The organism is Streptomyces sp. ID05-26A (assembly GCF_033794685.1).
Taxonomy (GTDB): Bacteria; Actinomycetota; Actinomycetes; order Mycobacteriales; family Pseudonocardiaceae; genus Lentzea.
In genome coordinates this window covers 1,768,456-1,782,076 of the sequence record NZ_JARAYZ010000001.1, presented here as the reverse complement: position 1 = coordinate 1,782,076, position 13,621 = coordinate 1,768,456, and the positions used below count along the sequence as shown (strand labels likewise).

Annotated in this window: 17 protein-coding genes and 3 tRNA genes; 11 read left to right on the top strand and 9 right to left on the bottom strand. The window is 68.0% G+C overall.

All coding sequences use genetic code 11. The annotated features are described in order from the left end of the window. Positions 1-24: 24 nt before the first annotated feature. Positions 25-471 carry a PPOX class F420-dependent oxidoreductase gene (locus PV646_RS08770; RefSeq protein ID WP_500340928.1) on the bottom strand — a complete coding sequence of 149 codons (447 nt, stop codon included), beginning with the start codon at positions 469-471 and terminating at the stop codon, positions 25-27. Between PV646_RS08770 and PV646_RS08765 the strand changes: the two genes are divergently transcribed. Both PV646_RS08765 and PV646_RS08760 read left to right on the top strand, forming a co-directional pair. Further along, entirely contained in the window at positions 470-1,282 is an 813-nt protein-coding gene (locus PV646_RS08765; RefSeq protein WP_500340927.1) for an oxygenase MpaB family protein, read from the top strand. The genes PV646_RS08770 and PV646_RS08765 overlap by 2 nt on opposite strands. Before the next feature lie 79 nt (positions 1,283-1,361). Continuing rightward, positions 1,362-2,180: a glutamate ABC transporter substrate-binding protein gene (locus PV646_RS08760; RefSeq protein ID WP_500340926.1), complete on the top strand. Its 819-nt coding sequence runs from the start codon at positions 1,362-1,364 to the stop codon at positions 2,178-2,180. Here the strand turns inward: PV646_RS08760 and PV646_RS08755 are convergent. Continuing rightward, positions 2,177-3,415: a L,D-transpeptidase gene (locus PV646_RS08755; RefSeq protein ID WP_500340925.1), complete on the bottom strand. Its 1,239-nt coding sequence runs from the start codon at positions 3,413-3,415 to the stop codon at positions 2,177-2,179. The two genes, PV646_RS08760 and PV646_RS08755, sit on opposite strands and share 4 nt — an antisense overlap. A gap of 239 nt (positions 3,416-3,654) precedes the next feature. Here PV646_RS08755 and PV646_RS08750 point away from each other — a divergent pair, with 239 nt between their 5' ends. Continuing rightward, positions 3,655-3,858, top strand: coding sequence for a cold-shock protein (locus PV646_RS08750; protein ID WP_030477903.1), 204 nt, complete (start codon positions 3,655-3,657; stop codon positions 3,856-3,858). An 86-nt stretch (positions 3,859-3,944) separates the two neighbouring features. Here PV646_RS08750 and PV646_RS08745 read toward each other — a convergent pair whose 3' ends face one another. The 4 genes from PV646_RS08745 to PV646_RS08730 all read right to left on the bottom strand — a co-directional run bounded on the left by PV646_RS08745 (position 3,945) and on the right by PV646_RS08730 (position 7,196). After that, complete coding sequence (locus tag PV646_RS08745; protein ID WP_189159081.1) at positions 3,945-4,250, bottom strand: hypothetical protein; 306 nt, start codon at positions 4,248-4,250, stop codon at positions 3,945-3,947. Between the two features lie 243 nt (positions 4,251-4,493). Beyond that, the gene (locus PV646_RS08740) at positions 4,494-6,677 is read right to left on the bottom strand and encodes a heavy metal translocating P-type ATPase (RefSeq protein WP_500340924.1); all 2,184 of its coding nucleotides are present in this window, start codon (positions 6,675-6,677) and stop codon (positions 4,494-4,496) included. Beyond that, the gene (locus tag PV646_RS08735) at positions 6,674-6,880 is read right to left on the bottom strand and encodes a heavy-metal-associated domain-containing protein (RefSeq protein ID WP_030477906.1); all 207 of its coding nucleotides are present in this window, start codon (positions 6,878-6,880) and stop codon (positions 6,674-6,676) included. Before PV646_RS08735 ends, PV646_RS08740 begins: the two co-directional genes overlap by 4 nt. A gap of 55 nt (positions 6,881-6,935) precedes the next feature. Next, positions 6,936-7,196 (bottom strand): hypothetical protein, encoded by a 261-nt coding sequence (locus PV646_RS08730; RefSeq protein ID WP_500340923.1) that lies wholly within the window; start codon positions 7,194-7,196, stop codon positions 6,936-6,938. A 154-nt stretch (positions 7,197-7,350) separates the two neighbouring features. Between PV646_RS08730 and PV646_RS08725 the strand changes: the two genes are divergently transcribed. The 5 genes from PV646_RS08725 (at position 7,351) to PV646_RS08705 (ending at position 8,787) form a co-directional block, all read left to right on the top strand. After that, a complete protein-coding gene (locus PV646_RS08725; RefSeq protein ID WP_500340922.1) occupies positions 7,351-7,596 on the top strand; it encodes a hypothetical protein in 246 nt (81 codons plus the stop codon). A gap of 126 nt (positions 7,597-7,722) precedes the next feature. Then, positions 7,723-8,352: a ScbR family autoregulator-binding transcription factor gene (locus PV646_RS08720; RefSeq protein ID WP_500340921.1), complete on the top strand. Its 630-nt coding sequence runs from the start codon at positions 7,723-7,725 to the stop codon at positions 8,350-8,352. A gap of 149 nt (positions 8,353-8,501) precedes the next feature. Next, positions 8,502-8,574: transfer RNA gene (locus PV646_RS08715), tRNA-Glu, on the top strand. Positions 8,575-8,626: 52 nt separating this feature from the next. Continuing rightward, positions 8,627-8,700: transfer RNA gene (locus PV646_RS08710), tRNA-Asp, on the top strand. 13 nt (positions 8,701-8,713) lie between these two features. Beyond that, a tRNA-Phe gene (locus PV646_RS08705) sits at positions 8,714-8,787 on the top strand. A 48-nt stretch (positions 8,788-8,835) separates the two neighbouring features. Here the strand turns inward: PV646_RS08705 and PV646_RS08700 are convergent. Beyond that, complete coding sequence (locus tag PV646_RS08700; protein ID WP_500340920.1) at positions 8,836-9,546, bottom strand: hypothetical protein; 711 nt, start codon at positions 9,544-9,546, stop codon at positions 8,836-8,838. Between the two features lie 61 nt (positions 9,547-9,607). Between PV646_RS08700 and PV646_RS08695 the strand changes: the two genes are divergently transcribed. Further along, positions 9,608-9,817, top strand: coding sequence for a helix-turn-helix domain-containing protein (locus tag PV646_RS08695; protein WP_030473166.1), 210 nt, complete (start codon positions 9,608-9,610; stop codon positions 9,815-9,817). Then, complete coding sequence (locus PV646_RS08690; RefSeq protein WP_500340919.1) at positions 9,814-10,341, top strand: Clp protease N-terminal domain-containing protein; 528 nt, start codon at positions 9,814-9,816, stop codon at positions 10,339-10,341. The genes PV646_RS08695 and PV646_RS08690 overlap by 4 nt, the downstream gene beginning before the upstream one ends. On the opposite strand, the gene yczE is transcribed toward PV646_RS08690, so the two are convergent. Continuing rightward, positions 10,292-10,945 carry a membrane protein YczE gene (yczE, locus tag PV646_RS08685; RefSeq protein WP_500340918.1) on the bottom strand — a complete coding sequence of 218 codons (654 nt, stop codon included), beginning with the start codon at positions 10,943-10,945 and terminating at the stop codon, positions 10,292-10,294. The two genes, PV646_RS08690 and yczE, sit on opposite strands and share 50 nt — an antisense overlap. Before the next feature lie 82 nt (positions 10,946-11,027). On the opposite strand from yczE, the gene yczR reads away from it, so the two are divergent. Then, a complete protein-coding gene (yczR, locus tag PV646_RS08680) occupies positions 11,028-12,443 on the top strand; it encodes a MocR-like transcription factor YczR (RefSeq protein ID WP_500340917.1) in 1,416 nt (471 codons plus the stop codon). Positions 12,444-12,739: 296 nt separating this feature from the next. On the opposite strand, the gene PV646_RS08675 is transcribed toward yczR, so the two are convergent. Further along, positions 12,740-13,522, bottom strand: a complete 783-nt coding sequence (locus tag PV646_RS08675) for a hypothetical protein (protein ID WP_500340916.1) — start codon at positions 13,520-13,522, stop codon at positions 12,740-12,742. Positions 13,523-13,621: the final 99 nt, after the last annotated feature.

The following is a 13,621-nucleotide window of genomic DNA, read 5'->3' as shown; positions in this document are numbered from 1 at the left end:
GCGCCCGCTAACGGTGTTACAGGCTCAGCCCGTCTTGTCCGGTCCGGCGGAGGTGAGCGAAATCCGCAGGACCACGCGTTGCTCGCGTTGCATCGCCGCCCGGTAGTCGTTCCAGTCGGAGTGCTCGCCGGAGATCGTCCGGTAGTACTGGACCAGCAGGTCCATGGCCTCGGGCAACGGGACGACCGTCGCGGTTCCGTTGAGCTGGATCCAGCGGCCGAAGAAGCTGTCCGGCAGCACGCACAGCGAGACGTGCGGATCGCGTTGCACCTGCTTCGTCTTGTACGCGGCGGCTCGTGTGGAGACGAGCACGTCGCCGTTGTCGTCGAGTGCGACGAGCACCGGCGACATGGCCGGCGTGCCGTCGGACTTCAGTGCGCAGAACACCGCGCGGTGCTGACTGCGGAGCACTTCCCGTGCCTGGTCCAGGTCCATGGTCTTCATCCTGGCGAGGCGGGACGATGTCCGCATGCCCGATCCGAATTCCGTGAGCTGGCAGATGCACGACGACCCGACGATGTGGATCGCCGGGATCGCGAGCCTCTACCTGCAGGCCCTGCACCCCCAGGCGGTCGCGGGTGTCGTCCAGAACTCGAACTTCCAGGCCGATCCGCTCGGCAGACTCAAGCGCACGGCGGACTTCGTCGGCCTCGGCGTCTACGGCACCGACGAGGAGATCGCCACCGCCGCGGCACGGGTGCGCGCCACGCACCGGAACCTCCGCGGCGTCGTGGACGGCAGGACGTTCCGCGTCGACGAACCCGAGCTGCTGTTGTGGGTGCATTGCTCGGAGGTTTCCTGCTTCGAAACGGTGCTCGACCGCGCGGGGTACGGACTGTCGGAGCGGCAGAAGGACCTTTACTACGCCGAACAGCGATCTGCCGCCGCTTTGGTGGGATTGCACCCGGATGAAGTACCGGGATCCAGGCTTGAAATGGCCGAATACTTCGACCGGATGCGTCCCGTTCTGCGCCGAACGCCCGATTCCGATGTGATCTACGACTTCTTGCACGGACCACCCGTGCAAGGGTGGGTCCGCCACGGGCTGCCCGTGTACCGGGTTCTCGTAGGCCACCTGGCGTACTCGGTGCTACCCGACTGGGCGCTCGAACTACATGGTCGCGAGCCGTACAAAAACGCTGATCGATGGCTGCGAATCATGCGCCGAGCTGCGCTTATGGTGCCGGGCAAGATCAGGAGGCTGGCTCCTCCCGGCCATCCGCGGCGTGCGATCGAACGTCACGGGAAGCATGTGACACCGAGCAAGGCGAGACTTCCGTAGTTGTCATACATCACAGTCGATCATCGCCGCAGGTCCGTAGCATTGCGCACGAATCCAGACCACCCCCGGAAGGCCTGTCGTGATCCGTCGTGCCGCGCTCCTGACTGCCGTTGCGGTGTTGGCCGCCGCCTGTGGGAGCGGTGACACCAGCACAGTCATCGGACGTGCCGACTCCGGGAAGCTGACCATCGGCATCCGCTACGACCAGCCGGGCCTGAGCGAACGGCGCCTCGACGGCCGGTACGTCGGCTTCGACGTGGACGTCGCCAAGTACGTGGCGAACGAGCTCGGCGTGAAGGACACCGGCATCACGTTCAAGGAGGCTCGCGGTGCCGCCCGCGAGTCGATGCTCGAGAACGGCGAGGCCGACCTGATCATCGCCTCGTACTCGATCACCGAGGCCCGCAAGGAGAAGGTCGCCTTCGCCGGCCCGTACTTCGAGACGGGCCAGGGAATGCTGGTGCGCTACACCGAGAACTCCATCCAGGGCCCGGAGACGCTGAACGGCCGCAAGCTGTGCTCGGTCAAGGGATCGACCTCCGCGCAGAAGGTGAAGACGGACTTCTCGCAGCAGGTGCAGCTCGTCGAGTACGGCCAGTACTCCGACTGCGTGATCGCTCTCATGGCGGGCAACGTCGACGCCGTCTCGACCGACGAGGTCATCCTCGCCGGGTTCGCCGCGGAGAACCCCGAGCTGCTCAAGCTCGTCGGCAAGACGTTCTCCAAGGAGCGCTACGGAATCGGCGTGCCGAAGGGCGACGGCGAGTCGCGCGACGCGGTGAACGAGGCCATCGAGAAGATGATTTCGAGCGGTGAGTGGAAGCGGGCCCTCGAACGCAACGTCGGTCCGTCGGGGTACGAGATCCCGCAGCCACCCACCATCACCGAGAAGAGCTAGGAAATAGCTGCGGACTTGGCGGTCCAGGCCGCCCAGTCGAGCGTCCAGTCCCAGTAGTCGCGGTCGGCCGGCCCGAGCTGCACCGAGGAACCCACGACCTCGACCGGGTCACCGATCATCGTCAGGTCGTAGAAGATCTTGGCGTTGGGGCCGGACAGGTTCGCGCACCCGTGGGACACGTTCACGTTGCCCTGCTGGGGGATCGTCTTGTCGTTCTCGTGCACGAACTCGCCGTTCTGGGAGATCAGCACCGCCCAGGTGACCGGGACGTCGTAGTTGTACGTGGTGCTCTTCATCCTCCGCGCGGCTTCCTTCTGCTGCACCACGTGGATGCCGGACCGGGTCACCCTGCCCGGGTCGGACTCCTTGCCGTAGGACGCCGGAAGGTCGTGCAGCAGCACGTTGTCGCGGTAGATCTCGAACCGCTTGGTCTGGGTGTTCGCCTTGACCACCAGCGCGCGGTCCGCGATCTTGAACTGCGCGTGCATGTCGGCCTTGCCGTAGGCACCCCCGCCGAACGGCACACCGTAGACGGCGACGTCGAGGAAGACCTCGGTGTTCGGCCGCCAGTACTCCTTCGGCCGCCAGTGCGCCTCGGTGTCCGACAGCCACGCCCACGCGCCCTCGGTCGGCACGGAAGTCTTGACGGTCATCGACTTCTGCACCGAAGCCTTGTCCTGCACCGGCGCGCTGAACGTCACCTTCAACGGCATCGCGACGCCGTAGGTCTGGTCGTCGCCGACGTTGAGCTTCGCGCTGGTGAGCCGCTGCGGCTTGATGGTGCGGAACGCCCCCGAGACGGGAACCTCCACGCCGTCCTCACCCTTGCCCGAACCGGACCACGTGTAGGCCTTGTCGTAGCCCAGGTCCTCGGTCGCGACCCATCGGCCGGCGGTGAGCTCCCCCTTCACCACCCGCCCGTCGGCACCCGTTAGCGCGACGGCGGTCAGAGCGCCACCCGTCATTCCGACCTCGAATGGTCCGGCCGGGCTGATCCCCTCACCCGTCGCCGGAGTCACCGTCAGTACGCCCTTCGCCTTCGCCTGCCCGGTCGGAGCAGAGGTCGGCGAACCAGTGCCGGACGCACCATCGGGTGCGGCACCGCAGGCGGTCAATCCCAGCAGCAGAGCCAAAATCAGTGGCCGGAACACGTACTCCCCCAAGATCCCCTCGTCCAATGCTGAAGAGGACGCGCGGCGGCGGAACACGTTGCTCGGGAAATCGCGATCACCCACCCGGACCAGCGGCTTTCCTCCTATTGAGGCATGCAACTGGCCGGTAATGACCTGTAGTGCTATGACCAATCACACGTTAGGCTGACCCGCGCAGGCCGTGGTTTCTGTGTTCGTGCTTCACACGCTCGCGGAACGACACGCGGGCGTGCGGTGCGCTCTCCGCGAGTTTGCCGAACGCCCCCGGGACGGCCGGGGTTGCACGGTGCAGCCCCAAGCTTTCCTGCGATGGAGGCAGGTACATGGCACAGGGCACTGTCAAGTGGTTCAACTCCGAGAAGGGCTTTGGTTTCATCGCCCAGGACAACGGCGGCGCTGACGTCTTCGTCCACTACTCGGAGATCCAGGGTCAGGGTTTCCGCACCCTGGAGGAGAACCAGCGAGTGGAGTTCGAGGTCGGCCAGGGCACCAAGGGCCCGCAGGCTCAGAACGTCCGCGCGGTCTGAAGTTTGTAATACGCCGCAATGGAGTCGTACGTGAGAAGGACCCTCGACCGGGCTCGGTCGAGGGTCCTTCTTCGTTTGCTCTGGGTTTAGTGGCCGCGCTGGCGCGCTTCCCACTCGAGGCGCTGCATGACCCACTCCGTGGCGAGAGCCTGAGGGGAGGTCTGGCGCTCGGCAGCGAGTTCCTTGAGCTGCTCGTTGGCCATCAGCTGCAGCCGCAGCTGATACACCTGCGCGTTGCCGAAGCCCGACGCGGTGGTCTCGTTGTCCGCGTCCGGGGCCAGGGCGGCCAGGTAAGAGGTCAGCTCCTCGTCGGGCGACGTCCCCGGCTCCTGCGGTTCGTCCGCAGGACGGTGACGGCCGGACTTGGAGCGTCCGAGGGATCCGATAGGCACCGGCACACGATAACGGCTCGGTCACGGAAGCCAAACCCCTGTGAGCCGGGTCACCCCAAGGTGTAAATGGCTCTACTCAGAGTGGATCTCCGAGCGGGCGCCTCGGGACACGGAGAGGCCCCCGCGCCAGGGGGAGGAACGCGGGGGCCGGAGGGGATCTCCACAGGCGCTGACCGGGGGTGTGTCAGCTTTTGGATTGTTGCATGCGCACGCGCTCGTTGGGGAGAGTTCGCACCGAGATTCTCAAGCTGCCGATGACCGGAAACCCCGTAGTCGCAAGCTGTTGGTAACAACGAACACGCTGCTGAAGGCCATCGCGGCCCCCGCGATCATGGGGTTCAGCAGTCCCAGCGCCGCGAGCGGGAGTCCAGCGACGTTGTAGGCGAACGCCCAGAACAGGTTCCCCTTGATGGTGCTCAAAGTCTTGCGGGACAACCGAATCGCGTCCGCCGCGACACGCAGGTCGCCGCGCACCAGGGTCAGGTCGCTCGCCTCGATCGCGACGTCGGTGCCGGTTCCCATGGCCAGCCCCAGATCCGCGGCCGCGAGGGCCGGCGCGTCGTTCACGCCGTCGCCGACCATGGCCACGACTCGGCCCTGTGCCTGGAGATTCCGGACCGCTTCGACTTTGCCGGACGGCAGGACGTCGGCGATGACCTCGTCGATGCCCACCTCGGCCGCGACCTCTGCCGCCACGGAGGCGTTGTCGCCGGTCAGCAGCACTGGGCGCAATCCGAGCTGCTTCAGTTCCCGAATCGCTTGTGCGGACGTGGGTTTCACGACGTCCGACACGACGACGAGGCCGACAACCTTGTCATCAAAGGAAACCGCGACGACTGTCCGAGTTGTGTGGGCAACTGCGGCCTCGGTCAACTGCGGTGGCAGCGAAACGTTGCGCACCCGGCCGACGACGACGCGCCGGCCCTCGACCGTTCCGCTGACACCCACGCCGTCCGTGGAAACGAAGTCCGACACGGCCGGCACGTCGTCGACGGAGCGGACGATCGCGGCGCCGATCGGGTGTTCGGACGCGTTCTCCACGGCCGCGGCGAACCGCAGCACCTCGGCCCGCGACTCGCCGTCGGCGGGGATCACGTCGACCAGCGTGAGCCGCCCGGTCGTCACGGTGCCGGTCTTGTCCAGCACGACGGTGTCGACCCGGCGGGTCGACTCGAGCACCTCGGGACCCTTCACCAGGATGCCGAGCTGGGCGCCGCGGCCGGTGCCCACGAGCAACGCCGTCGGCGTCGCGAGGCCCAGCGCGCACGGGCACGCGATCACGAGCACGGCCACCGCGGTCGTCACGGCGAACTCCAGCGGACGTCCGGCCAGCAGCCACGCGCCGAACGACGCCAGCGCGATCAGCACGACGACCGGGACGAACATCGACGACACCCGGTCCGCGAGCCGCTGCACCTCGGCCTTGCCGGCCTGGGCCTGCTCGACCAGCCGCGCCATCCGCGCGAGCTGGGTGTCGGCGCCGACGGACGAGGCCTCGACGATCAGCCTGCCGCCCGCGTTGACGGTGCCGCCGACGACCGCATCGCCCTCGCCGACCTCGACCGGCACCGATTCTCCGGTCACCATCGAGCGGTCCACAGCCGAACTGCCGTCGGTCACTACGCCATCAGTGGCGATGCGCTCACCCGGACGGACCACGAACCGTTCGCCGACCCGGAGCTGACCGATCGGGACGCGGGTCTCCGCACCGTCGCGCAGCACCGCCACGTCCTTGGCACCGAGCGCGAGCAGCGACCGCAGGGCCGCACCCGCGCTGCGCTTCGAACGGGCCTCCAGCCAGCGTCCGAGCAGCAGGAACACGGTCACGCCGACCGCGACCTCCAGGTAGATGTCACCGGAGGTGGTGGGGCGCGGCAGCAGGCTGAACTCGTGCCGCATGCCGATCATGCCGGCCTCGCCGAACACCAGCGCGTAGAGCGACCAGAGGTACGAGACCGTGACGCCCATCGACACGAGGGTGTCCATCGTGCTGGCGCCGTGCCGCGCGTTGACGACGGCCGCTCGGTGGAACGGCCAGCCGCACACCCACACGACCACGCTGGCCAGCGCCAGCGACACCCACTGCCAGGTGGGGAACTGCCACGCCGGGACCATCGAGAACGCGATCACCGGCACGCCGAGCATCGCGGCGAGGGTGACCCTCAGCCGCAGCTCACCGGCCTCGTCGTGCTCGGGAGCCTCGGGCTGGGGCTCCTCGGCGTCGTACCCCGCCGCGCGCACGGTCGACACCAGGTCGTCCACGTGCAGGTTGTCCGGGAACTGAACGCTGGCCTTCTCGGTCGCGTAGTTCACGGTGGCGGAGACGCCGTCGAGCCTGTTCAGCTTGCGTTCGATGCGGTTCGCACAGGAAGCGCACGTCATGCCGCTGATGCTGAGCTCGACGTGACGAGGCTCGGTGGTGGTCATGCGACCTGGTACCCGGCCTCGGTCACGGCGGCGACGACCTCGGCGCGGTCGAGTTCGCGGTCGCTCGTCACGGTGACCGCGCCGGTCTCCAGGACGACGTCGACACCGGTGACACCGGACACCTCGGTGAGCTCCTCGGTGACGGAGCTGACGCAGTGGCCGCAGGTCATGCCGGTGACGGTGTAGGTGGCGCTGACGGACATCGGAGCCCTTTCTCTCTTCGGAGCTCCGAGTCTATACCCCCCTGGGGTAAGGGATCTACTGAGGACTCTCGGGTTTGGGCTGGTCCAGGTTCTGGAGGTCGCCCTCGATCTTGTTGACCAGCTCGTCGAGGCCCTCGAGCATCTTGTCGAGCTCGGCCATCCGCGAACCGAACGCCGACTCGATGTCGGCGTCGATCGTGTTCAGGTTGATGCCGCTGAGCGCCTGGAAGATCGCCTCCTGCTCGGCGGAAGTCGGTATCTCGGACGCGTTTTGGCCCTCTGCATCGGGGGAAGGCTCCGGCGTGGGGTCAGTCATCTGCTCATCATCCACTGGCCAGTTCCCCACCGGACACACCCCGCACCTGTACGGAAAGTAACGCTGGGTGTCGATGGAATCACTCTGCGGGGGGCTGCGGCCGTTGTCCCAGGTCGCTTAGCCTCGCGCCAACCTCAAGTCGGGGAGGGTGCTCATGAGCGGGTCACTGGAAGTTCGGAAGTTCCTGTTCACACAGGACGACGGCGTGTCGCGACAGGGCGGGCCGAACGTGCCGGCCCAGCGCAGCGGGGAGCCCTCGCGGCTCTCCGACCAACAGGTCCACCGGGCCAGGCTCGCGGTCGCGCGAGGCGCCCTGGGCACCGAGGACTGCCGGATGCTGCTGGACATGCTGGGGCTGTCACCCGGCGAGGACGGCGGGATGCCACCGGCGCAACGGTGAAGGTCTTGCGTACGCGAAGGCGGCCCTGACTCCAGGCGCGCACCCCCCGGAGCGCGTCTGCAGAACAGGGCCGCATCTCGAAACATACCCACGGGTCTCTTTAGCGGCAACGGCTAACCTTCACCCATGCCCCAGCAGGACCGGGCGCACGCGACACGCGAGGCGATGCTCCACGCCGCGGCGCAGGAGTTCGACCGGCTCGGCTACGAGCGGACGTCGCTGACCGCCGTGCTCGCGCGCGCCGGACTGACCAAGGGCGCGTTCTACTTCCACTTCGCCTCCAAGGAAGCGGTCGCGGACGCCCTCATCGAGCGGCAGAGCGAGTTCTGGGCGCGGATGAGGGAGTCGTGGCGGCTGCGCGGCGTCGACCCGCTCAGCGCCCTGCACGGCATGTTCGCCGAGTCGGCCGACCGGATGGCCGCCGACGTGGTGCTGCGCGCCGGTGTGCGGCTCAACGCCGATCGTGAGGTCGGGTATCCGGGCGTCCCGAGCACGCACGTCATGTGGGAGAAGCTCGTCGCCACGTACGTGATCGAGGCGGCTGAACGCGGGGATCTGCTGCCCGGCGTGGACCCGGAGGCCGTCGCGCGGACGTTGTGCAGCGCGGCTCTCGGTTCGCGGTTGATCTCCTCCGCGACGACGGAGTGCGCGGACTTCCCCTCGCGGATCCGCGAAGTTCTGGGCCACGTGCTGCCCTGCGTGACGTCTCCCCGGTGGGAGTTGTCTGGATCACAAACTGCGTCTGAACCCGCGTGACGGGCCCGAACAGCCCTGAACAGGCGTTTGTTGATCTGGCCGATCCGGGCCTGGAGGGGGTTTGGGCAGGTCAGCGCATAAGTGGGACCCCCGTTTTGGAGGTGCGCGGACCCATGGCATATGCTTACGATGCTTCCAGAGACCAGCTAGTCCCCATCATCTAGCGGCCTAGGATCCCGCCCTTTCAAGGCGGTCGCACGGGTTCGAATCCCGTTGGGGGCACGCAGTAACATGCAGTACGTTGCATGCAGTACAGTACGACAAGCAAGAGCAAGGCCCAGTGGCGCAGTTGGTTAGCGCGTCGCCCTGTCACGGCGAAGGTCGCGGGTTCGAGTCCCGTCTGGGTCGCTTTTTCTCTCATGGCCAGGTAGCTCAGTTGGTACGAGCGACCGCCTGAAAAGCGGTAGGTCGGCGGTTCGACCCCGCCCCTGGCCATACCTCCTTCGAAAGAAGCCCCGCAGAGTTTCTGCGGGGCTTTTTTCGTCATGTGCTGAAGCTGATTCGTGCGATCGCCTGATCGTCGTGTGTTTTGTACCGCGGCCAACGCGTGTGCTCCGAATCACCGCGTTCTGCTTCGCGGATTCGGTCGAGCACTTCGCCCAAAGGCAATTGCCTCAGGTCTTCCCACGCGAAGAGTTCGTAGTCGGAGACTCCGCAGGAGACGCCGTCCGTGAGAGCGATCACACTCTCGGTCTCTTCGCGACGCCAGGTCGTCGTCAGGGCCTCGAGTCCGGCCGCGGCATCGGCTTCCGCGACCCAATAGCCGCCGGGCTTGTTCTTCCACCTGAGAATGTCCGGGTCGGGCCGGAGGTCTTCGAGCCGGGTGTCCTCTAGGACTCGGGTGGACTGTCCGAACGCGACCACCGGGGTGTCGCACAGGACGAGCGCGTCGACGGTCTCCTCGTTCCAGCGCACGATCGACGCCGTCGCGGCGGGCGAGTCGCCGGGGACCAGGTCGTGCTCCTCGACGAGGTTCGTGATGGCTCGGGTGAGGACGTCCGTCAACGGGTCGGTGTCGTTGATCAGCTCGGCGAGCGCGTCGGCGAGTTTCGAGGCGTACCAACCACCGTTGCGGTCCGGGGGCCTGGTTCGCGACGTCACGCCGTCGAGCACCACGACGGCGTTCGGCAGGACCCTGATCCGATCCTCGGTGACCCGGCCCGGAGCCCCCTGCTCAGCGGTCTCGATCTTCACGCTGCCACCGTACGTGTCAACATTGGTTGACGGATGGGAATTGTCAACGTACGTTGACATCATGACGGAAGCGACGGATCTCGCCACAGCGGCTGGGGATCGTGACCCGAAGGTCGGGTTGCGGGCCGTCAGCGCGTTGCGGCGACTGCTTGAACATCTGGAGGCGGCCCAGGTCCGCAGTGCGCGGGCCCAGGGTTGGTCGTGGCAGGACATCGCGGCGGAACTCGGGGTGTCCCGCCAGGCGGTCCACAAGAAGCACGGGGGGCGATGATGATCGCGGAGCGGTTCACGAAGGAAGCCCGTGAGGCGGTCAAGGCCGCGGTGCGGGAGGCGGAAGAGCTTCATGCCGCCGAAGTCGGTGTGGAGCACCTGCTGCTGGCGGTGCTCGGCGCGCCGGTGCTGGCCGGGTTCGACCTGCCGCGCGACGAGCTGGAAGCGGCGTTCCGGGACTACCGGCGCAAGGGCGGCCTGACCAAGGCCGACGCGGAAGCGTTGCGGGGCTTGGGGATCGACGTCGACGCGGTGATCGAGTCGGCGGAGCAGTCGCTCGGTACCGGGGTGCTGCGACCGGGGCCGCGCCGGCGGTGGTTCGGGATGCCGCTGGAGCCGGACTTCAAGAAGGCGCTGGAGAACTCGCTGCGCGAGTCGCGCGACCTCGGCCACAACTACCTCGGTGTGGAACACATCCTGCTGGCTCTGTTGCAGGGCAAGGGAATCGTGGCCGAGGTGCTGACGGAGCGAGAGGTCACGTACGCGGAGATTCGCAAGCGGGCCGCGAGCGCTCGCGCCAGGTGAGCGCGGGCAGGAACAGCTGCGCGAGCGGTCCGATGCCGAGCGCGTAGAGGACCGTGCCGATGCCGACCGTGCCGCCGAGCAGCCAGCCGGTGCCGAGCACGAGCAGTTCGAGCACGGTCCGCGTGAGCCGCAGGGAGATCCCCGTGCGGCGGCAGAATCCGGTGACCAGGCCGTCGCGCGGGCCCGGTCCGAGGCGGGAGCCGACGTACGCGGCGAACGCCACCGCGTTGAGCACGATGCCCAGCGTCAGGAACACGATCCTGGGCAGCAGTCCCTCCGGCGCGGGCAGGAGTGAGAGCGTCACGTCGACGCTGACGGCGATGACCACGACGTTCGCGATCGTGCCGATGCCGGGTTTCTGCCTCAGTGGGATCCACAGCAGCAGCACCAGCACGCCGGTGATGGCGGTGATCAGGCCGAAGCTCAGGCCGGTGAGTTTCGTGAGGCCCTCGTGCAGCACGTCCCACGGGTTCAGGCCGAGAGTCGCGCGGATCTGCATCGCCATGCTCGCGCCGTAGAGCCACAGCCCTGCGGCGAGCTGCGGGAGGCGACGGGCGGGTGAGATCCGGACGGAGACCTGGTGGAGTGCGGTCATGGAGGCCATGTGGCCATGTTGCGCCTTGATTGGCCTGGTAATCCATAGCCAATTTGGCATAATTGGCCTCATGCTCCCACCAGGTGGACGTATGTCCGGTGTCCGGCTCGCGAGGCTGCTCGGCGAGTGGCGTCGTGGCGGGCCCCGGCAGTGCGCCGTTGATCTCGTCGCGGCCATGAAACTGCTGGTCGCGGACGGACGGCTGCCCGTCGGGACCCGGCTGCCGTCGGAACGGGAGCTCACCGAGGCGCTGCCCGTGAGCCGCACCACCATCACCGCGGCACTCGACCAGCTGCGGGCCGACGGGGTCGTGGAGTCGCGCCGCGGTGCCGGGTCGTGGATCAACGGACCCGTCGGTGGCGGGGGCGGGATCACCGGGGGCGACGACACGTTGATCGACCTGTCCCGCGCCGCCCCGCCCGCCTTGCCGTCCGTGCGGCTCGCCATGGAGGTGGCGATGGGCCAGATGCCGGAACACCTCGCGTCGCACGGGTACGACGAACGGGGGCTCCCGGTGCTGCGGCAGCGGATCGCCGACCGGTACGCGGCTCGGGGACTGCCGACCTCACCCGACCAGATCGTGGTGACGTCCGGGGCGCAGCACGCGTGGGCGTTGGTGCTGCGGCTCTTCGTCGGGCCCGGCGACCGGGTGCTGGTGGAACAGCCGAGCTACCCCAACGCGCTGGAGGCGGTGCGGGCGTCGTTCGGCATCCCGGTGCCCGTGCCGATGCTGGCGGACGGCTGGGACCTCGACGGGTTCGAGGCCGCGCTGCGGCAGGCGGGACCCCGGCTGGCCTACCTGATCCCGGACTTCCAGAACCCGACCGGGCTGCGGATGTCGTCCGAGGCGCGGGAGTCGCTCTCCGCCGTGCTGCGGAAAGCGCGCACTCCGTTGGTCGTCGACGAGACTTTGGTGGAGCTCGCGCTGGACGGTTCGCCGGAACCGTTGCCGATGGCCGCGTTCGGCGGGGATTCCGTGGTGACGCTGGGATCCGCGAGCAAGTCGCACTGGGGTGGACTCCGGATCGGGTGGATCAGGGCGTCCGCGGACATCGTGCACCGGCTGCTGTCGACGCGGGCGGCGATCGACCTGGGCACGCCGGTGTTCGAGCAACTCGTGCTGGCCGCGTTGCTGGAGTCGCCGGAAAGCGTTCTGCGGCAACGGCGTGAGGAGGCCCTGGCGCAACGGGACGTGGCGGTCGCGGAGTTGCGGGAACATTGTCCACAGTGGAAGTTCGACGTGCCGGCCGGCGGGCTCGGGATCTGGTGTGCGCTCGACGGGCCGGTGAGCACGCGCATCGCGGTGGTGGCGCAGAACCACGGTCTGCGGCTCGTCCCAGGTCCCCGCTTCGCGGTGCACGGCGGGTGCGAGCAGATGCTCCGAGTGCCGTACACGCAGTCACCCGAAGTGCTGCGCGAAGCTATCGCCCGTTTGGGTGTGGTGGCTGCATCCGTTGCAGGAACAGGGTTTGCGGCGGACGCCGACCTGTCCGTGCCGGTCGCGTGAAACACGTCGGCCCGGTCTCCCACAGCGGTGGAGACCGGGCCGACGAACTTGCCAACGAGAGGCCTGCGGCGGGGGACGACCCAGGGATTGGCGTCCCCCGTCCGCAGGTTTCCCGTGTGGTCCGAGACTGCGGGGGCAGCGCGGCACTCGGACCAGACCCGACCTGCCAGGGCGCGGTTGGCAGGTCAGGAAGACTGGGGTTCCTTGCGTACAACGGGAAATAAGAGGATGAGTTACTGGCGCGACGGAACTAGACGGTCACAAATCGCGCAGAGGGCAGACTGGTCCTGTCGGACTCAGTCGGGTGACGTGGCGGGCAGGCCCGGAATGCTGCCGGGAGCAGTGCCGTCGCGACGCTCCTCGACCGACCACGTGGTGGGCGGGAAGAGCGAGTTGTGCGACGTCAGAACAGCGAGCACGCCGCGCGTGCCGCCGGAGTTGTCGGTGTGGCCGGACGACACGGAGGCCGTCGCGACCACGGGGGCCTGCTGCGGTGCGGGCAGCGGCGCGTCCGGGCCGGGGGTGGACCAGTTGTAGTCGCTCGCCGGCGCGGGTTCGGTCTTCACGGGAGCGGGCACCGGAAGATCGGGCAGGAGCTGCACGGCCTTCTTGGCCACCAGCACGGGTGCGGGTGGCGGAGGAGGCGGCGGGAGTTCGGCGGCGATCTTCGCCGCGATCTTGGCCGCCCGTACCTTGGCCTTGGCCTGGACGACCTCGGGCGGCGCCTGGTTCGTGACGGTGCCGGAACGCGTGTTGCTGTTCGAGCCACCGGTGAAGTCGAGGATCGGGCCCTCGTCGGGCTCCTCGGGCTCTTCTTCGGGCTCCGTCACGACCGGCGGCCGGATGAGCTCGGCCGGCTGGTGCTTCTCGACGATCGACGCCGTGAAGGCCTCGGCCCACCCGGCGGGGTCCTCGAACAGCTTCGGGGCCTCGGCCTGTGGCTCGGCGGTGATCTCGACGGCCGGCGGTTCCTCGGGACTGGCGGAAGCGGTCGTGCCGCTCAGCAGCCAGGCGGCGGCGGTGAGCCCGCCGAGCGCAGCGGTCCGCAGCAGCAGTGCGCCAACTCCACCACCTGCCACAGGATCACCACCCGTCCACCGTTTCGGGTCACCCTCAACGCACAGCGCCGTCGGAGGTCGACGTAGAGCTATGTCTAGCACCGGTGAGTGACTTTGCGA